Raw genomic sequence first — 19,253 nt, forward strand, 5'->3', positions numbered from 1 at the left:
GCACTACAACTTCCATCGGCCGCACTCCGCCGTCTCGCACCAACCTCCCGCCTCCAGACTCGGCTTTGACGGGAACAACGTCCTGAGAAACTACAGCTAGCCCTGCCCTGCCCGGCATCGCCGTTGGCTTGAACGGGCCACCGCACCTGGCACGCCGCCACACCGACTCCCCCTGGCTATACTTGCGCGCCCATGCGTCTACAAGCCCTGCCCCGAGCCCACCACAGCGCCCACCGCGGCCAGCTGCTGGCGGACGCCCGCGGACTGGCCTTGCAGGCTCGCATGATTACCACCATGACCGTCGCGGCCACCTGAGCACGCGCAGGTGGCCGCTCCGGCAGCCACCTGGTGTCCTCGCTCCCGAACCCAACGAGAACCCAGCCCTGGCAGCTGGGTTTTTTTGTTCCGTCTGGAGTTGTCCATGTACCGCGATCCCTTCCCCGCCCCGCTTCCGCAATCCGCTGCCCCGCCCGCCCAACAGCCGCTGCGCGTCGGCATGATCGGCATCGGCACCGTGGGCAGCGGCACCTTCCGCGTGCTGGCACGCAACCAGGCGGAGATCGCCGGGCGCGCCGGCCGCGCCATCGCGGTGACCATGGTGGCCGCGCGCGACCTGGCGCGGGCGGCGGGCATCGTCGGCGCGGGAGTCCAGCTGACGCGCGACCCGTTCGAGGTTGCCACGCATCCCGACATCGACGTGGTGGTCGAGGTTGCCGGCGGCACCGGGCCGGCGCTCGACTGGGTGTTGGCCGCCATCGCGCACGGCAAGCACGTGGTCACCGCCAACAAGGCCCTGCTGGCGGTCCATGGCGATGCGGTCTTCGAGGCCGCGCGCCGCCAGGGCGTGGCGGTGGCCTACGAGGGCGCGGTAGCGGTCAGCATCCCCATCGTCAAAGCCTTGCGCGAGGGCCTCACGGCCAACCGCATCGGCTGGGTCGCCGGCATCGTGAACGGCACGACCAACTTCATCCTCAGCAAGATGCGCGACGAGGGCCTGGACTTCGGCTCGGCGCTCGCCCAGGCACAGGCGTTGGGCTACGCCGAAGCGGATCCCAGCTTCGACGTCGACGGCATCGACGCGGCGCACAAGATGGCGCTGCTGGCCGCCAACGCCTTCGGAACGCCAGTGCGTTTTGCCGACGTCCAGGTCCAGGGCATCCGCCACCTGCAGTCGCTGGACATGGACTGCGCCGCCCAACTGGGGCACCGCATCAAGCTGCTGGGCATCGCCCGGCGCCGGCCCGATGGCCTGGAGGTGCGGGTGCAGCCGGCGCTGGTGCCCGACGCGCAGCTGCTCGCCCACGTGCACGGCTCCATGAACGGCATCGTGGTCCACGGCGATGCATCGGGCGTGACGATGTACTACGGCGCAGGCGCCGGCTCCGAGCCGACGGCATCGGCCGTGATCGCCGACCTGGTCGACGTGGCCCGGCTCTCCGGCACGCAGCCTGCGCAACGCGTGCCGCACCGCGGCTTCCATGCCCATGCCATGCGCGCACTGCCGGTGCTGCCCCACGCCGCAGTGCGCAGCGCGCATTACCTGCGCGTGCCGTTGCGCTGCGCCAGCGATGCAGAACCGCTGCGGTCCTGGCTCGCCGCGCAAGGCCTCACGCCGCGCAGCGCGGTGCTGGCCGACCTTCCCGCGCACCAGGGCGCGCAGTGGCTGGTGCTGACGGACACCGTGCTGCAGGAGCATGTGGACGGCGTGCTGGACAAGCTGCGCACGCACCGGGCCGTGGCGGGCGACGTGACGGCGTTGCATGTGGAGCCGCTCGCAGCCTGAAGCGGCTGCCCGCCAGGATGGCGTGCGAAGAAACGTCGGCAGCGCCAGCCCCGGCGCCGGCCGGCCTCAGGCGATGCGCTCGAGGATCAGCACGACGAAGAACCCCAGTGCCGCCAGCACCGTCCACTTGAGCGTGAGCAGGCCCCAGCGCCGGTAGTGCAGCCGGCCAGTGCCGGCGTAGAACGCGAACATCACGCCCGCGGCCAGCAGCAGGAAGAAGATCGCCCAGCGGAACAGCAGCATCGGCCGCAGGGCCTCACCAGGCCCGCGCCGGCTGGGCGAAGCCCTTGGGCGCCTTGCGCTCGTCGTCGAAGCTGACGATCTCGTAGCACTCGGGATGGGCCAGCAGCTCGCGCAGCAGCTTGTTGTTCATGGCATGGCCCGAACGGAAGGCGCTGTAGGCCGCCAGCAGCGGCTTGCCGACGATGTAGAGGTCGCCCATGGCGTCCAGGATCTTGTGCTTGACGAACTCGTCGTCGTAGCGCAACCCGTCGCTGTTGAGCACCTTGTAGTCGTCCATCACGATGGCGTTGTCCAGCCCGCCGCCCAGGGCCAGGCCGTTGGCGCGCATCATCTCCACGTCCTTGGTGAAACCGAAGGTGCGTGCACGCGCGATGTCGCGCGCGTAGGAGTCGGAAGACATGTCGAACTCCACGCGCTGGCCCGTGGAATCCACGGCCGGGTGGTGGAACTCGATCTCGAAGCTGAGCTTGAAGCCGTGGTACGGCTCCAGACGCGCCCACTTGAGGTTGGCACCCTCGCCTTCGCGCACTTCCACCGGCTGCGTGACGCGGATGAAGCGGCGCGGCGCGCGCTGCATCTCGATGCCGGCGCTCTGCAGCAGGAACACGAAGGACGCGGCCGAGCCGTCGAGGATGGGCACCTCTTCGGCGCTGATGTCCACGTACATGTTGTCGATGCCCAAGCCGGCGCATGCCGACATGAAGTGCTCGACGGTGTGCACCTTGGCGCTGCCATTGGCGATGGTGGAGGCCAGCCGAGTGTCGCTGACCGATTGCGCCGTCACCGGGATGTCCACGGGTTCGGGCAGGTCGACACGGCGGAACACGATGCCGGTGTCGGGCTGGGCCGGGCGCAGCGTCAGCTCCACCCGCTGGCCGCTGTGCAGGCCCACGCCCACGGCCTTGGTGATGGATTTGAGGGTGCGTTGCGCAAGCATGGGCATGATTTTAAAGGGCATGGTGCTTGCCTTCGCCCTGCAGGGCCATCGCCTTGGCGATGGCCCGCATTGCGAAGATCAATCGGCCTGCTTGCGCAGGAACGCGGGGATCTCGTAATCGTCCATGCCGCCGGACGACAGCGCGTCCACGCGCGCCGTGGCCTGCGTGCGGTTGGGCGTGCGCCAGACCGCCGGGCCGCGCAGCGACTCGTAGTCGGGCTGCACGCTGCCGTGGCCGGCCACCGCGCTGGCCATGTTCAGCGTGGGGATCGCAAAGCCCTGGCCGTCGGTGCCGTTGCGTTGCACCACCTGCAGGGGCGGGGCCACGCGGCGCTGGTTGCGCGCCAGGCCGGTCGCGACCACGGTCACGCGGATCTGGTCGCCGAGGCTTTCGTCGTAGGCCGTGCCGTAGATCACGTGCGCTTCGGCCGAGGCGTAGGCGCGGATGGTGTTCATGGCCAGGCGCGATTCGGACAGCTTGAGCGAACCCTTGGCCGCCGTGATCAGCACCAGCACGCCCTTGGCGCCGGACAGGTCGATGCCCTCCAGCAGCGGGCAGGCCACGGCCTGCTCGGCGGCGATGCGCGCGCGGTCCGGGCCGGCGGCCAGGGCCGTGCCCATCATGGCCTTGCCGGGCTCGCCCATCACCGTGCGCACGTCTTCGAAGTCGACGTTCACATGGCCGGGCACGTTGATGATTTCGGCGATGCCGCCCACGGCGTTCTTGAGCACGTCGTTGGCATGGGCGAAGGCCTCGTCCTGCGTGGCGTCATCGCCCATCACTTCGAGCAGCTTCTCGTTCAGCACCACGATCAGCGAGTCGACGTTGGCTTCGAGCTCGGCCAGGCCGGCGTCGGCATTGGACATGCGCTTGGGGCCTTCGAAGTCGAAGGGCTTGGTGATGACGCCCACGGTCAGGATGCCCATCTCCTTGGCCACGCGCGCGATCACGGGGGCCGCGCCGGTGCCGGTGCCGCCGCCCATGCCGGCGGTGATGAACAGCATGTGCGCGCCGCTGATGCTCTGGCGGATGTCGTCGATGGCGGCCTCGGCCGATTCGCGGCCCTTCTCGGGCTTGCTGCCAGCCCCCAGGCCCGTGGTGCCGAGCTGGATGGTCTTGTGCGCCGCGGTGCGCGTGAGGGCCTGGGCATCGGTGTTGGCGCTGATGAACTCCACGCCTTGCACGCCGCAGCCGATCATGTGCTCCACGGCATTGCCACCGCCGCCGCCGACGCCGATGACCTTGATTTGGGTGCCGAGGTTGAACTCTTCGACTTCGATCATTTCGATGGGCATGTTCTTTTCCTTCAATCTTTAAAAAATGTTGCAGTTGCCTGGGGTGTTCTGACGTTCTAGGTGCTCTTGTGTCTTCGCTGCGGGGGTGGGTGCGGGCTTCGCCATCGCTCGCCAATCCCGGCATGCCAGGGACCGGCGCGGGCCAGCCGCGCGGGCCAGCGGGGTTGCAGTGAACGGTGCGACATGGCCGGGCCTCAGAAGTTTCCGATGAACCAGTCTTTGACACGGCCCATGGCGGTCTTCATCGAGCCCGCCTTCTGTGCCACCTTGTAGCCGCGCATGCGCGCCACGCGGCCTTCCTCGAGCAGGCCCATGACGGTGGCCGCGCGCGGCTGCGCCACCATGTCGGCCAGCGCGCTCGAATACTTGGGCACGCCGCGCCGCACGGGCTTCAAGAAGATGTCCTCGCCGAGCTCGACCATGCCGGGCATGACCACGCTGCCGCCCGTGAGCACGATGCCGGAGGACAGCACCTCCTCGAAGCCCGACTCGCGGATGACCTGCTGCACGAGCGAGAAGATCTCTTCCACGCGCGGCTCGATCACGCCGGCCAGCGCCTGGCGGCTCAGCATGCGCGGGCCGCGGTCGCCCAGTCCGGGCACCTCGACCTGGGTGTCGGGGTCGGCCAGCAGCTGCTTGGCGCAGCCGTTCTCGACCTTGATGTCCTCGGCGTCCTTGGTCGGCGTGCGCAGCGCCATGGCGATGTCGCTGGTGATCAGGTCGCCGGCGATCGGGATGACGGCCGTGTGGCGGATCGCGCCGCCCGTGAAGATCGCCACGTCGGTGGTGCCGGCGCCGATGTCCACCAGCGCCACGCCCAGCTCGCGCTCGTCCTCGGTCAGCACCGACAGGCTGGAGGCCAGCGGGTTCAGCATGAGCTGGTCCACGTCCAGGCCGCAGCGGCGCACGCACTTGATGATGTTTTCCGCGGCGCTCTGCGCGCCCGTGACGATGTGGATCTTGGCCTCGAGCCGGATGCCGCTCATGCCGATCGGCTCCTTCACGTCCTGGCCGTCGATCACGAACTCCTGCGGTTCCACCAGCAGCAGGCGCTGGTCGGTGGAGATGTTGATGGCCTTGGCCGTCTCGACCACGCGCGCCACGTCGGCCTGCGTGACCTCGCGGTCCTTCACGGCCACCATGCCCGAGGAGTTGATGCCGCGGATGTGGCTGCCCGTGATGCCCGTGTAGACGTGGGCGATCTTGCAGTCGGCCATGAGCTCGGCCTCCTTCAAGGCCTGCTGGATGCTCTGCACGGTGGCGTCGATGTTCACCACCACGCCGCGCTTCAGGCCATTGCTGGGCGCCACGCCGAAGCCGGCCAGCTTGAGCTCTCCCCCGGGCATGACCTCGGCCACCACGGCCATTACCTTGGCCGTGCCGATGTCCAGCCCCACCACCAGATCTTTGTATTCCTTCGCCATGTCAGTTCCTGTTGTTTGGCGTCATTTGCGTTTGGGCACCACCGTCGTGACCGTGGTCACGCCGCGCAGCTTGAGGGCATAGCCGGTCGGGTAGCGCAGGTCCGCCGACTCCAGCGCGTCCGCCTTGCGGCCGTACTGGCCCGCCACCGTGGCCACGGTCTTCGTGAAGCGCGCGATGCGCTCGGTGATCTCCTCGGGCGTGCCGCGCCCCAGTTCGACCACCGCGCCCGAATCCAGCAGCGCACGCCAGCTGCCGCGGCCCGTGAGCTCCAGCTGCGTGATCTCGGCATCGAGCGGGTCGAACATTGGCGCCAGCGTGCGGTACATGCCCAGGATCTGGTCCGACTCGCCGTCCGGCCCCAACAGGCGCGGCAGGTCGCTGCGGTGCACCTCGTCGACATTGGCCTCGAACACCTCGCCGAAGCTGTTGAGCAGCTGCGAGCCGCTCTCCGGACCCCAGTAGGCAGCCGCCTGGTGTTCCTGCAGCGTCACGCCCAGCCGGTTCGGGAACTCGCGGCGCACGGTGGCGCGGCGCACCCAGGGCACGGCCTCGAAGGCGCTGCGCGTTTCGTCCAGGTCCACCGTGAAGAAGGTGCCGCGCAGATGCGGCGCCACGTTGGCCTTGAGCGTGAGGGCGTTGTTGTGCGTGACGTCGCCGCGCACCTCGATGCCGCCCAGCGCGAACACCGGCTGGCGCAGCACCCACAGGCACAGCGCGCCCAGCGACAGGCCGGCAAAGAGCAGGAACAGCACCGACGCGGTGATGTTCATGAGCTTGACGTCCATCGGCGCTGGCAGCGTGGCGTTCATGCGGCGGCGGCTCCCGGGGAATCCAGCGCGGCCAGGGCCAGCACGCGCAGGCACAGGTCGGGGTAGGCGATGCCGCTCGCGCGCGCGGCCATCGGCACCAGCGAGTGGCCGGTCATGCCGGGCGAGGTGTTCATCTCCAGCAGGAAGGGCTTGCGGTCGCTGGCGCGGATCATGAGGTCGGCGCGGCCCCAGCCGCGGCATCCCAGCGCGCGGTAGGACGCCAGCACGATGCGCTGGATCTCCTCTTCCTCGGCCGGCGGCAGGCCGCTCGGGCACAGGTAGCGCACCTCGTCGGTGAAGTACTTGTTCTGGTAGTCGTAGGCGCCCTCGGGCGCCTGGATGCGGATCACGGGCAGCGCCTGGGCGCCGGCACCCGTGCCCAGCACGGCGCAGGTCACTTCCTCGCCTTCGACGAATTCCTCGCAGAGCACGTCGGGGTCGTATTGGGCCGACAGGCGCACGGCGTCCAGCATCTGCGAGTAGCCCTGCACCTTGGTGACGCCGATGGACGAGCCCTCGCGCGGCGGCTTCACGATCAGCGGCAGGCCCAGCGCGTCGGGCACCTGCCGCACGTCGGCCAGCGCCTGCTCGCCGGGCTGCAGGACCACGTGGCGCGGCGTGGGCAGGCCGCAGGCCTCCCAGATGCGCTTGGTCATGACCTTGTCCATGGCGATGGCGGAGGCCATCACGCCGGAGCCGGTGTAGGGAATGCCCAGCAGTTCCAGCGCGCCCTGCACTGTGCCGTCTTCGCCGTGGCGGCCGTGCAGCGCGATGAAGCAGCGCGCGAAGCCCGCCGTCTTCAGCTCGTGCAGGCCGCGCTCGGCCGGATCGAAGGCGTGCGCGTTGACACCGGCCAGGCGCAGCGCGTCCAGCACGCCGTTGCCCGACAGGAACGAGATCTCGCGCTCGGCCGAACTGCCGCCCATCAGGACCGCGACCTTGCCCATGCTGGCTGCCAAACCCGTGCTCATGCCGTCACCCCCGCCAACTCCACCACTTTCGCCGGCACGCCGCCGATGGACCCGGCTCCCATGCACAGCACCACATCGCCATCGCGCGCATTGCTGCGGATCGCGGCCGGCATCGCGCCGATGTCGTCCACGAACACCGGCTCGACCTTGCCGGCCACGCGCAGCGCGCGCGCCAGCGCACGGCCGTCGGCCGCCACGATGGGCGTCTCGCCGGCGGCGTAGACCTCGGCCAGCAGCACGGCGTCGGCTTCGCCGATGACCTTCACGAAGTCTTCGAAGCAGTCGCGCGTGCGGGTGTAGCGGTGCGGCTGGAAGGCCAGCACCAGGCGCCGGCCCGGATAGGCGCCGCGCGCGGCGGCCAGCGTCACGGCCATCTCGACCGGGTGGTGGCCGTAGTCCTCGATCACGGTGTAATGGCCGCCGCCCTCGGCCGGCTGCTCGCCGTAGCTCTGGAAGCGCCGGCCCACGCCGCGGAACTCGGCCAGGGCCTTGAGCAGGGCCGCGTCCGGCACGTTGAGCTCCACCGCCACGGCAATCGCCGACAGCGCGTTCAGCACGTTGTGGCGGCCGGCCAGGTTCAGCACCACCTGCAGATCCGGCAGCGTCACGCCGTTGCGGCGCAGCACCGTGAAGTGCATCTGCGTGCCGACGGCGCGCACGTCCACGGCGCGCACCTGGGCCTCTTCGCCGAAGCCGTAGCTCGTGATCGGGCAGGTGACCTGGGGCACGATCTCGCGCACGGCCGCGTCGTCGGTGCACAGGATGGCCGTGCCATAGAACGGCATGCGGTGCAGGAAGTCGACGAAGGCGCCCTTGAGCCGGCCGAAGTCGTGGCCGTAGGTCTCCATGTGGTCGGCGTCGATGTTGGTCACCACCGCCATCACCGGCAGCAGGTTCAGGAACGAGGCATCGGACTCGTCGGCCTCCACCACGATGTAGTCGCCGCTGCCCAGCTTGGCATTGGCGCCCGCGCTGTTGAGCTTGCCGCCGATCACGAAGGTCGGGTCCAGCCCGGCCTCGGCCAGCACGCTGGCCACCAGGCTGGTGGTGGTGGTCTTGCCGTGCGTGCCGGCGATGGCGATGCCCTGCTTCAGGCGCATCAGTTCGGCCAGCATCAGCGCGCGCGGCACCACCGGGATGCGCATGGCGCGGGCCTGCTGCACCTCGGGGTTGTCGGCCTGCACGGCGGTCGAGGTGACCACGGCATCGGCGCCGGCCACGTGCGCCGCATCGTGGCCGGTGAAGGTCTGGATGCCCAGGCCGGCCAGCCGGCGCAGCGTGGCGCTGTCGGACATGTCGGAGCCCGAGATCTGGTAGCCCAGGTTGCGCAGCACCTCGGCGATGCCGCTCATGCCGGCACCTCCCACGCCTACGAAATGGATATGACGGATGGCGTGCTTCATGCGCGGGGAGCCAATGCTTCGATCTGGTCGGCGACGCGTGCGGCCGCCTGGGGTTTTGCCAATGCGCGCGCCTGGGCCGCCATGGCCTGCAGTGCGTCGCGCGAGAGCCCTGCCAGCAGCTGCGCCAGCCGGCCCGGGTTGAGTTCGGCCTGCGGCAGGTGCATGCCGGCGCCATGGCCGGCCAGCCACTGTGCGTTGTCGCGCTGGTGCGAGGTGGTGCTCGCGATGAGCGGCACCAGCACCGCCGCCACGCCGGCCGCGCACAGTTCGCTCACGGTGATGGCGCCGGCGCGGCAGACCACCACGTCGCATTCGGCCAGGGCCTGGGCCATGTCCTCGATGAAGGGCACGGCCCGGGCGGTGACGCCGGCCTGTGCATAGGCCTGGGCCACGGCCGCGTCGTTGCCCTGGCCGCACTGGTGCAGCACCTGGGGCCGCTGGGCAGCGTCCATGGCCGCCAGCGCCTGGGGCAGGCATTCGTTGAGCACGCGCGCGCCCAGGCTGCCGCCGACGACCAGCACGCGCAGCGGGCCGCTGCGGCCGGCGAAGCGTTCGGCAGGCAGGGGCAAGGCCTCGATCTCGCGGCGCACCGGGTTGCCCGTGACCTGCGATTTCTTCACGCGCGCCACGTCCGGGCCGTCGAAGCCGAAGGCCACGGCGTCGGCCACCGGCAGCAGCGCCTTGTTGCTCATGAGCAGTGCCGCGTCGGCGTTGACGAGGGCCAGCGGCTTGCCCAGCGCAGCGGCCATCAGGCCGCCCGGGAAGCAGACATAGCCGCCCATGCCCAGCACCACGTCGGCACGGCGCCGGCGCAGGATCTGCAGGCAGGACCAGAACGCGCCGAGCATGCGCATGCCGCCGGTCAGCGTGTGCACCAGGCCCTTGCCGCGCAGGCCCGAGAAGCCGATGGTGTCCAGCGCGATGCCCGAGGGCGGCACGAGGCGGTTCTCCATGCCCGTGCGCGTGCCCAGCCAGCTGACGGTCCAGCCGCGCGATTGCAGCTCGCGCGCCACCGCCAGGCCCGGAATCACGTGCCCGCCCGTTCCCGCCGCCATGACGACCAGATGGCTCATTGAGGCACCCTTCGACCTGCGGCCTGTCCCGCCAGGCGGGAGCGAGCTTGTTTGGGGCGGCCCGGCACTGCGCTCATAGTCCTCGCCCCCCGTGCATGAGCTGCCGGCTTTCGTAGTCCACGCGCAGCACCACCGCGATGGCCACCACGTTGAGCAGGATGGCCGAGCCGCCGAAGCTCATGAGCGGCAGCGTGAGCCCCTTGGTGGGCAGCGCGCCCAGGTTCACGCCCATGTTGATGAAGGCCTGGAAGCCCATCCACACGCCGATGCCCTGGGCCACGAGGCCGGAGAACACGCGGTCCAGCGCGATGGCCTGGCGGCCGATGTGCATGATGCGGCGGATCAGCCAGTAGAACAGCGCGATCACGCAGACCACGCCGACCAGGCCGAACTCTTCGCCGATCACCGCCAGCAGGAAGTCGGTGTGCGCCTCGGGCAGCCAGTGCAGCTTCTCCACGCTGCCGCCCAGGCCGACGCCGAAGATCTCGCCGCGGCCGATGGCGATCAGCGAGTGCGAGAGCTGGTAGCCCTTGCCCAGCGCGTGCTTCTCGTCCCAGGGGTTGAGGTAGGCGAAGATCCGCTCGCGCCGCCACTCGGACGTCAGGATCATGAGGCTGAAGGCCACCAGCAGCACGGCGGCGATCAGGAAGAACATGCGCGCGTTGACGCCGCCGAGGAACAGGATGCCCATGGCGACGATGGCGATCACCATGAAGGCGCCCATGTCGGGCTCCAGCAGCAGCAGCACGCCGACCAGCGCGATCGCCACGCCCATGGGCAGCACGGCGCGCCAGAAGTTTTCCTTCACGTCCATCTTGCGGACCATGTAGGCGGCGGCATAGAACACCACCGCCAGCTTGGCCAGCTCGGACGGCTGGAAGTTCATGATGCCCACCGAGATCCAGCGGCGCGCACCGTTCACGCCCTTGCCGATGAAGGGCACCAGCACCAGCACCAGCAGCGCGACCGAGAACACGAACAGCCAGCCGGAGTACTTCTCCCAGGTCTGCATGGGCACCTGGAAGGCCAGCAGCGCGAAGACGAAGGCCACGGCGATGGCGATGGCGTGGCGGATCAGGAAGTGCGTCTGCGTGTAGTTTTTGAAGCGCGGGTTGTCCGGCATCGCGATGGAGGCCGAATACACCATCACCAGGCCCCAGGCCAGCAGCGCCACGCAGACCCACAGCAGGGCCTGGTCGAAGCCGAGCACGCGCATGGGCGTGGCACGGGTCTGCGCGTAGCCACCCGTGCCCAGGCGCACGGGCAGCGCGTCGGCCGCGGCCTGCGGCAGGCCGCGGAACCAGTTGGGCAGGCGCAGCGACGGCAGATTCATGGCGATCCTTCCATGGCGACGCCCGCGGCGTCGGCCAGCACGCCCACCGCGGCGCGGAAGACCTCGGCGCGGTGCTCGTAGTTGCGGAACATGTCGAAGCTGGCACAGGCCGGCGACATGAGCACGGCATCGCCCGGCTGGGCGCGCCCGGCGGCCAGGCGCACGGCCTCGTCCATCGCGCCGGCATCGTGCAGCGCCACGCCGGCGTCGGCCAGGGCGGCGCGGATCAGCGGCGCGTCGCGGCCGATCAGCACCACCGCGCGCGCGAAGGCGGCCACGGGCGCGGCCAGCGGCGCGAAGTCCTGGCCCTTGCCCTCGCCGCCCAGGATCAGCACCACGCGGCGCTCGGCCCCCAGCCCGTTCAGCGCGGCCACGGTGGCGCCCACGTTGGTGCCCTTGCTGTCGTCGAAGTATTCGACGTCCTCGACGATGGCGATGGGCTCCACGCGGTGCGGTTCGCCGCGGTACTCGCGCAGGCCGTAGAGCATGGGCGCCAGCGCGCAGCCCGCGGCATTGGCCAGCGCCAGCGCGGCCAGCGCGTTGGTGGCGTTGTGGCGGCCGCGGATGCGCAGCGCGTCGGCCGGCATCAGGCGCTGCAGCGTCAGCTCCTCGGGTGCCTCGGAGCGGCGCCGCTTCAGGCCATCACTCTCGCGCGCACGCACCAGCCAGGCCATGCCGTTGACCACCTCCAGGCCCCAGTCGCCCGGGCGCTGCGGCAGCTCGGCGCCGAAGCTCTGGTAGTCGCGCGGCACGGGCTTGGCCTTGGAGCCCTTGGCGGCCCGGAGGGCGGCGCCGGGCCGCCCCAAGCCGCCCTGCTCCCCTCGGGAGACGGACCGGGCGGAGCCCGGGCCTGGGGGCTGAGCGTTCTGCAGCAGGTCCATCACCAGCGCGTCGTCGCGGTTGAGCAGCATCAGCGTGTGCGCGCCGAAGATGCGCGCCTTGGCCTGCACATAGGCGGCCATGCTGCCGTGCCAGTCCAGGTGGTCCTGCGTGAGGTTGAGCACGGTCGCGGCCGTGGGCTCGAACTGGCTGGAGGCATCGAGCTGGAAGCTGGACAGTTCCAGCACCCAGACCTGGGGCAGGTCGTCGGCCGCGAGGCGTGCGGCCAGCGTGTCCAGCAGCGTGGGACCGATGTTGCCGGCCACGGCCACGCTCTTGCCGGCGCGCTCGACCAGCTGGCCCGTCAGCGAGGTCACGGTGGTCTTGCCGTTGGTGCCGGTGATGGCCAGCACGGCCGGGCGGTAGCCGGTCTCGACGGGCGGCGGCGCGATGGGCGGCAGGCTGGCGTCGTCGTCGTCGGCCGGCACGGGCGCGGCCGGCGGCGGGGCCGATTCAGAAGGCGCGGTGTCGTCGGACGGCTCGGCGTGGATGGGGTCCGTTGCCTGCGCGGGCTCGGGCTCCTGCTGCGCCGGAGCCTCTTCGGCCTCGGCCTCGGTTTCGGCCTGGGCTTCGGCGGGTACGTCTGCGTCGCGCAGGTCCTTGATCGCCTGCGCGAACAGGTCGAGCTCGCCGCCGACGAACAGGCCGATGGCGCGCGCGGCGTCCAGCACCGGCGCCAGCTGCGCGGGCGACAGGCCCGGCGAGCGGTAGACGGCGCGCACGTCCTGGCCCTCGACCAGCGCGGCGCCGAAGGCCCCGGCGACGAAGCGCACCTGCGGCAGCTCGGCCTGCAGCTGGGCCAGCTGCGGCGGCGTTTCGCGCGTGTCGGCCACGGTCACGCGTGCGCCATGCGCGGCGCACCAACGCGCCATCGCCAGGCCGGACGCACCCAGGCCCAGGATCAGCACGGAGAGGTCTTGCAGGTGCTTCATCGAAGTTTCAGCGTGGACAGGCCGATGAGGCACAAGAGCATGGTCACGATCCAGAAGCGCACGACGACCTGCGTCTCCTTCCAGCCGCTCTTCTCGAAGTGGTGGTGCAGCGGCGCCATCTTGAGGATGCGCCGGCCCTGCCCGTACTTCCTCTTGGTGTACTTGAACCAGCTGACCTGGATGATCACGGACAGCGCCTCGACCACGAAGATGCCGCCCATGATGGCCAGCACGATCTCCTGGCGCACGATCACCGCGATGGTGCCCAGCGCGCCGCCCAGCGCCAGCGCGCCCACGTCGCCCATGAAGACCTGGGCCGGGTGCGCGTTGAACCACAGGAAGGCCAGGCCCGCACCGGACATGGCCGCGCAGAAGATCATGAGCTCGCCCGCGCCCGGGATGTTGGGCAGCAGCAGGTACTTGGCGAACACGGCGTTGCCGGTGACGTAGCAAAAGAGGCCCAGCGCCGCGCCCACCAGGATCACCGGCATGATGGCCAGGCCGTCCAGCCCGTCGGTCAGGTTCACCGCGTTGGAGGCGCCGACGATGACCAGGTAGGTCAGGACCACGAAGCCCAGCACGCCGAGCGGGTAGCTGACTTCCTTGAAGAACGGCACCTGCAGGCCGGCCTTGGGCGGCAGGTTCAGGTCGAAGCCGGACTGCACCCAGGCCGTGAACAGCTCGAACACGCGCTGGTTGGAGCTCTCCGAGATCGAGAACACCAGGTAGACCGCCGCCACCAGGCCGATCAGCGACTGCCACAGGTACTTCTCGCGCGAGCGCATGCCCTCGGGGTCCTTGCGGACCACCTTGCGCCAGTCGTCGACCCAGCCGATCGCACCGAAGCCGAAGGTGACCAGCATCACGATCCAGACGAAGCGGTTGGACAGGTCGAACCAGAGCAGCGTGGACAGTGCGATGGACAGGAGGATCAGCACGCCGCCCATGGTCGGCGTGCCGCTCTTGGCCAGGTGCGCCTCGATGCCGTAGCCGCGGATCGGCTGGCCGATCTTGAGTTCGCGCAGCTTGCGGATCACGACCGGGCCCATGCCGATGCCGATCACCAGTGCCGTCATGGCGGCCATCACGGCGCGGAAGGTGATGTACTGGAACACGCGCAGGAAGCTCAGTTCCGGCGACAGCGTCTGCAGCCATTGGGCCAGGCTAAGCAGCATGGATGCCCTCCTGCTGCAGTGCCCCGACCACGCGCTCCATCTTCATGAAGCGCGAACCCTTGACCAGCACGCTGGCCAGCTCAGGCTGCAGCGCACGCGCCGCGCCGATCAGCGACTGCACGTCGTCGAAATGCCGCGCACCGGCGCCGAAGGCGGCCACCGCGCCAGCGCTCTGCGCACCCAGCGCGAACAGGTGCTCGATGCCGGCCGCGCGCGCCTGGGCGCCGGCCTCGGCGTGGAATTGTGGGCCGGCGTCGCCGACCTCGCCCATGTCGCCCAGCACCAGGAGGCGCGGGCCCGGCAACGCGGCCAGCACGGCGATGGCTGCGGCCACGGAATCGGGGTTGGCGTTGTAGCTGTCGTCCACCAGCGTGCGGCCTGCGGCCAGCGCGAGCGCACGCGAGCGGCCCTTGACCGGCTCGAACGCGGCCAGCCCGGCGGCGATGGAGGCGATGGGCACGCCCGCCGCCAGCGCGCAGGCCGTGGCGGCCAGCGCGTTCTGCACGTTGTGCCGGCCTGCGATGCGCAGGCGCAACGCGAAGCCGCCCTGCGGCGTGTGCACGCGCACCTGCCAGGCGCTGTCGGACCAGCGCGGCTCGTCCGCGCGGACCTGCGCATCCGGGGCCAGCCCGAAGGTGATGACGCGGCGCGCGCCGGCCATCTCGCGCCACAGCGGCAGGTAGGTGTCGCCGGCGGGCAGCACGGCGGTGCCGGTGGGCGGCAACGCGGCGATCACGCTGCCGTTCTCGCGCGCCACGGCCTCGATGGTGGCCATGAACTCCATGTGCTCGCGCTGGGCGTTGTTGACCACGGCCACGGTGGGTTGGGCGATGGCGGCCAGCTGGGCGATCTCGCCCGGGTGGTTCATGCCGAGCTCGACCACGCCCAGCCGGTGGCCGGCGCGCAGGCGCAGCAGCGTGAGCGGCAGGCCGATGTCGTTGTTGAGGTTGCCCTGGGTCGCGAAGGCGGCATCGCCGGCGGCCGCGCGCAGGATGGCCGCGACCATCTGCGTCACCGTGGTCTTGCCGTTGCTGCCGGTCACGGCCACCAGCGGCAGCATGAACTGGGCGCGCCAGCCGCGCGCCAGCTGGCCCAGCGCGGCGATGGTGTCGTCCACCTCGATGCAGGGCAGGCCATGCGCCGCGAAGCCGCCGCTGGCGCCGCGCAGGCACAGCGCGGCCGTGGCGCCGCAGGCCCTGGCCTGGGCGAGCATGTCGTTGGCATCGAAACGCTCGCCGCGGATGGCGACGAACAGGTCGCCCGCGGCCAGCGTGCGCGTGTCGCTGTGCACGCGGGCGCAGCGCACGGCGCCGTCGCCATGCAGCTGGCCGCCGGGAATCCAGGCCAGGGCCTGGCGCAGGTTCAGCATGCGGCACCTCCGGCAGCCACCGGGGCGCGGGCCGCCAGCGCGGCCTCGGCCTGCTCGCGGTCGGAGAACGGCAGCTTGGCGCCGGCGATTTCCTGGGTGGTCTCGTGGCCCTTGCCAGCCAGCAGCACCACGTCGTGGGCGGCGGCCTGGGCCAGGGTCTCGGCGATGGCGCGCGCGCGGTCGGCCTGCACACGCGCTTCGCGACGGTGGGCCAGGCCCGCAAGGATCTGCTCGATGATGCTCTCCGGGGTTTCCTGCCGGGGGTTGTCGCTGGTCACGACCACGCAGTCGGCGGCGCGCTCGGCCACGGCGGCCATGAGCGGGCGCTTGCCGGCATCGCGGTTGCCGCCGCAACCGAACACGCACCACAGCCGGCCGCCTCTGGCCTGGGCCAGCGGGCGCAGGGCGTGCAGCGCCTGTTCGAGTGCGTCGGGCGTGTGGGCGTAGTCGATGGCCACCAGGGGCTGGCCGTCCGGCGCGATGCGCTCCATGCGGCCCGGCACCGGCAGCAGCGCGGCGCAGGCCGCAACCGCCGCCGGCAGCGCGAAGCCCAGCGCGCGCAGCGCGGCGATGACGCCCAGCAGGTTGTTGACGTTGTACTGGCCGATCAGCGGCGTGGCCAGGCGGGCGCTTTCGGCGCCTTCGCGGACCGTGAAGGCCAGGCCGCCGGCCTCGTAGCCGATGTCGGTGGCGGCCAGGCGCGCGGCGCCCTGCGCCGACACGGTCCACAGGTCCAGCGCGCCGGACGCCAACTGGTCAGCCAGGCCACGGCCGTAGGGGTCGTCGACGTTGACGACCGCGGCCTGCAGCCCGGGCCAGGCGAACAGCGCGGCCTTGGCCTGCCAGTAGGCGGCCATGCTGCCGTGGTAGTCCAGGTGGTCCTGGGTGAAGTTCGTGAAGATGGCCAGGCGGATGTGCGTGCCGTCCAGCCGTCGCTCGGCGATGCCGATCGACGAAGCCTCGATGGCGCAGGCCGACAGGCCCGTGTCCACGAACTGGCGCAGCCGCGCCTGCAGCAGCACCGGGTCGGGCGTGGTCATGCCGGTGGACACCACGGCCGGCGGCACGCCCGTGCCCAGCGTGCCGACCACGGCGCAGCCGCGCGGCGCGATGCCGGCCGCCTGCTGCGCCTGCGTGAGGGCCTGGGCCAGCCACCAGGCGGTGGAGGTCTTGCCATTGGTGCCGGTCACGGCCAGCAGGTCGAGCGAGCGCGAAGGCTGTTCGTAGTAGGCCGCGGCGATCGGGCCGGAACCGGCCTTCAGGCCCTCGAACGCGGCCACGGCATCGCCGGTGAACCCATAGGCCTCGCTGCCCTCGCGCTCGACCAGGCAGGCCGCCGCGCCCTGGGCCAGGGCCTGCGGCACGAAGCGCCGGCCGTCCGTGGCGGCGCCCGGCCAGGCGATGAAGCCGTCGCCCGGGCCGACCTGTCGGCTGTCGGTGTGCAGCACGCCCGTGACGCGGCCACGCAGCCAGGCTGCGCAGTCCTGCACGGTGGCGATGCTGGCCGGCACATGCATCAGAACGACTCCTCCACGGTGGTGGCGACCACCTGGGGCTTGACGGCCATGTCGGGCTGCACGCCCATCATGCGCAGCGTCTGCTGCACGACTTCGCTGAACACCGGTGCGGCCACGGTGCCGCCGTAGAAGGTGCCGTTGCTGGGCTCGTCCACCATCACGCCGACGATGATGCGCGGCTTGTCGATGGGCGCCATGCCGGTGAACCAGGCGCGGTACTTGCCGACCGCATAGCCCTTGCCGGCCTGCTTGCGCGCCGTGCCCGACTTGCCGCCGACCGAGTAGCCGACGGTCTGCGCCAGCTGGCCCGTGCCGCCGGGGCCGGCCGCCATCTGCAGCATGTGGCGCACGGCAGCCGCGTTCTTGGCCGAGAACACCTGCGTGCCGACGGCCGGCTCGCTGTGCTTGAGCATGGTGACAGGGATGATGGAGCCGTCGTGCGCGAAGGCCGTGTACGACTGCACCATCTGGAACAGCGAGGCCGACAGGCCGTAGCCATAGGCCATGGTGGCCTGCTCCACGGGCTTCCAGCTCTTCCACGGGCGCAGCCGGCCCGTGACGGCGCCGGGGAACTGCACCTGCGGCTTCTGGCCATAGCCCAGCGCCGTGAAGGTGTCCCACATCTCGTGCGGGCTCATCTTCTGCGCGATCTTGAGCGCGCCCACGTTGGACGACTTCTGGATCACGCCCTCCACCGTCAGCGTGCCGTAGTTGTGCGTGTCGCTGATCGTGAAGCCGCCGAGCTGGAAACGGCCCGGGCCGGTCTCGATGGTGGTCTGCGGCGTGACGCGGCCGGCCTCCAGCGCCATCGCCACCGTGATGGGCTTCATGGTCGAGCCGGGCTCGAAGGTGTCGGTGATGGCGCGGTTGCGCAGCTGCTCGCCGGTCAGGTTGCGGCGCTGGTCGGGCACGTAGCTCGGGTAGTTGGCCAGCGCCAGCACCTCGCCCGTGACGGCGTCGAGCACCACCACGCTGCCCGCCTTGGCCTTGTGCTGGGCCACGGCGTCGCGCAGCTTCTGGTAGGCGAAGAACTGCACCTTGCTGTCGATGGACAGCTGGATGTCGCGCCCGTCGGAGGGCGGCACCTCGTCGCCGATGTCCTCCACCACGCGGCCGAGGCGGTCCTTGATCACGCGGCGCGAGCCGGCCTTGCCCAGCAGCTCGTGCTGGAAGGCCAGCTCCACGCCTTCCTGGCCCTGGTCTTCCACGTTGGTGAAGCCGACCACGTGGGCGGCGGATTCGCCCTCGGGGTAGTGGCGCTTGTACTCGGGCCGCTCGTGGATGCCCTTGATCTTGAGCGCCATGATCTGCTGGGCGATGGGCGCGTCGACCTGGCGGCGCAGCCAGACGAAGGTCTTGTCCTCGTCTTCCAGGCGCTTGTTGAGGTCGGCGATCGGCATGTCCAGCAGCTTGGCCAGCTGGCGCAGCCTGGCGGGGTCGCGGTCCACCTCTTCGGGAATGGCCCAGATGCTGGCGGCGACCACGCTGCCGGCGAGCAGCAGGCCGTTGCGGTCCAGCACGCGGCCGCGGCTGGCCGGCAGTTCCAGCGTGCGCATGAAGCGCACCTTGCCCTGGCGCTGGAAGAAATCGTTCTCGATGACCTGGATGTAGGCCGCGCGCGCCGTCAGGCCCAGGAAGCCCAGCGCCAGTGCGGCGACGACGAACTTGCTGCGCCACACGGGCGTCTTGCCCGCGAGCAGGGGGCTGGAGGTGTAGCGCACGCTACGGCTGTTGCGGCTCATCGCCGGACTCCTGGACGTTGCGGCGCCGATGCCGCCGATGCGGCGGGCGCGGGCAGCGGGATCAGCACGCCGGTGCTGGCGCTGACGTACTGCGTGATGGCCGGCGTGGTGGTGCGCATCTGCAGCTGCTCCTTGGCCAGCTTTTCCACGCGCAGCGGCGTGGCCTGGCCCCGGCGCTCGACCTGCAGGCGGTCGAACTCCACGTCGAGCCGGCGCGCGAGCCGGGTCTCGCGGTCCAGCTGCACCGTGAGGTTGCGCGACTCGTACTGCGTGCGCACGAGGTACATGGCGCTGGCCATGACGGCCAGCAGCAGGACGAGGTTGAGCCGGGTCATAGGCCCTCCACGCTTGTCGCTGTGTTCGCTG

General features: G+C 70.6%; 16 protein-coding genes and 1 pseudogene. 2 read left to right on the plus strand and 15 right to left on the minus strand.

Annotated elements, in window-relative coordinates:
• Together ASF44_RS31985 and ASF44_RS20705 are read left to right on the plus strand one after the other, a co-directional pair.
• Positions 1–100 (plus strand): annotated as a pseudogene (locus ASF44_RS31985) (IS481 family transposase); the annotation flags it as partial.
• Between the two features lie 321 nt (positions 101–421).
• Positions 422–1,783 carry a homoserine dehydrogenase gene (locus tag ASF44_RS20705; RefSeq protein ID WP_056901153.1) on the plus strand — a complete coding sequence of 454 codons (1,362 nt, stop codon included), beginning with the start codon at positions 422–424 and terminating at the stop codon, positions 1,781–1,783.
• 66 nt (positions 1,784–1,849) lie between these two features.
• Here the strand turns inward: ASF44_RS20705 and ASF44_RS32595 are convergent, their stop codons facing one another.
• From ASF44_RS32595 to ftsL, 15 genes are all read right to left on the minus strand, one after another.
• A complete protein-coding gene (locus tag ASF44_RS32595) occupies positions 1,850–2,026 on the minus strand; it encodes a hypothetical protein (RefSeq protein ID WP_200930640.1) in 177 nt (58 codons plus the stop codon).
• 13 nt (positions 2,027–2,039) lie between these two features.
• Positions 2,040–2,963, minus strand: a complete 924-nt coding sequence (lpxC, locus tag ASF44_RS20710; protein WP_056901437.1) for a UDP-3-O-acyl-N-acetylglucosamine deacetylase — start codon at positions 2,961–2,963, stop codon at positions 2,040–2,042.
• Positions 2,964–3,041: 78 nt separating this feature from the next.
• Entirely contained in the window at positions 3,042–4,259 is a 1,218-nt protein-coding gene (gene ftsZ, locus ASF44_RS20715; protein WP_056901154.1) for a cell division protein FtsZ, read from the minus strand.
• A gap of 194 nt (positions 4,260–4,453) precedes the next feature.
• Complete coding sequence (gene ftsA / locus ASF44_RS20720; protein WP_056901155.1) at positions 4,454–5,683, minus strand: cell division protein FtsA; 1,230 nt, start codon at positions 5,681–5,683, stop codon at positions 4,454–4,456.
• Positions 5,684–5,704: 21 nt separating this feature from the next.
• On the minus strand, positions 5,705–6,493 hold the full coding sequence (locus tag ASF44_RS20725) for a cell division protein FtsQ/DivIB (RefSeq protein ID WP_056901156.1): 789 nt from the start codon (positions 6,491–6,493) through the stop codon (positions 5,705–5,707).
• On the minus strand, positions 6,490–7,464 hold the full coding sequence (locus tag ASF44_RS20730; protein WP_056901157.1) for a D-alanine--D-alanine ligase: 975 nt from the start codon (positions 7,462–7,464) through the stop codon (positions 6,490–6,492). Before ASF44_RS20730 ends, ASF44_RS20725 begins: the two co-directional genes overlap by 4 nt.
• Positions 7,461–8,867 (minus strand): UDP-N-acetylmuramate--L-alanine ligase, encoded by a 1,407-nt coding sequence (murC, locus tag ASF44_RS20735; RefSeq protein WP_056901158.1) that lies wholly within the window; start codon positions 8,865–8,867, stop codon positions 7,461–7,463. Before murC ends, ASF44_RS20730 begins: the two co-directional genes overlap by 4 nt.
• Positions 8,864–9,940, minus strand: a complete 1,077-nt coding sequence (murG, locus tag ASF44_RS20740; protein WP_056901159.1) for an undecaprenyldiphospho-muramoylpentapeptide beta-N-acetylglucosaminyltransferase — start codon at positions 9,938–9,940, stop codon at positions 8,864–8,866. The genes murC and murG overlap by 4 nt, the downstream gene beginning before the upstream one ends.
• Positions 9,941–10,013: 73 nt before the next feature.
• Positions 10,014–11,273: a putative lipid II flippase FtsW gene (gene ftsW, locus ASF44_RS20745; RefSeq protein ID WP_056901160.1), complete on the minus strand. Its 1,260-nt coding sequence runs from the start codon at positions 11,271–11,273 to the stop codon at positions 10,014–10,016.
• Positions 11,270–13,084, minus strand: a complete 1,815-nt coding sequence (gene murD, locus ASF44_RS20750; RefSeq protein WP_056901161.1) for a UDP-N-acetylmuramoyl-L-alanine--D-glutamate ligase — start codon at positions 13,082–13,084, stop codon at positions 11,270–11,272. Before murD ends, ftsW begins: the two co-directional genes overlap by 4 nt.
• On the minus strand, positions 13,081–14,259 hold the full coding sequence (gene mraY, locus ASF44_RS20755) for a phospho-N-acetylmuramoyl-pentapeptide-transferase (RefSeq protein WP_056901162.1): 1,179 nt from the start codon (positions 14,257–14,259) through the stop codon (positions 13,081–13,083). Before mraY ends, murD begins: the two co-directional genes overlap by 4 nt.
• Complete coding sequence (murF, locus tag ASF44_RS20760; RefSeq protein ID WP_056901163.1) at positions 14,249–15,628, minus strand: UDP-N-acetylmuramoyl-tripeptide--D-alanyl-D-alanine ligase; 1,380 nt, start codon at positions 15,626–15,628, stop codon at positions 14,249–14,251. Before murF ends, mraY begins: the two co-directional genes overlap by 11 nt.
• Complete coding sequence (locus tag ASF44_RS20765) at positions 15,622–17,145, minus strand: UDP-N-acetylmuramoyl-L-alanyl-D-glutamate--2,6-diaminopimelate ligase (protein WP_056901164.1); 1,524 nt, start codon at positions 17,143–17,145, stop codon at positions 15,622–15,624. Before ASF44_RS20765 ends, murF begins: the two co-directional genes overlap by 7 nt.
• Positions 17,145–18,887, minus strand: a complete 1,743-nt coding sequence (locus ASF44_RS20770) for a penicillin-binding protein 2 (protein ID WP_056901165.1) — start codon at positions 18,885–18,887, stop codon at positions 17,145–17,147. The genes ASF44_RS20765 and ASF44_RS20770 overlap by 1 nt, the downstream gene beginning before the upstream one ends.
• Positions 18,884–19,222 (minus strand): cell division protein FtsL, encoded by a 339-nt coding sequence (gene ftsL / locus ASF44_RS20775; protein ID WP_056901166.1) that lies wholly within the window; start codon positions 19,220–19,222, stop codon positions 18,884–18,886. Before ftsL ends, ASF44_RS20770 begins: the two co-directional genes overlap by 4 nt.
• Between the last annotated feature and the right edge of the window lie 31 nt (positions 19,223–19,253).

The sequence above is a fragment of the Pseudorhodoferax sp. Leaf274 genome, from assembly GCF_001422445.1.
Classification (GTDB): Bacteria; Pseudomonadota; Gammaproteobacteria; order Burkholderiales; family Burkholderiaceae_C; genus Pseudorhodoferax.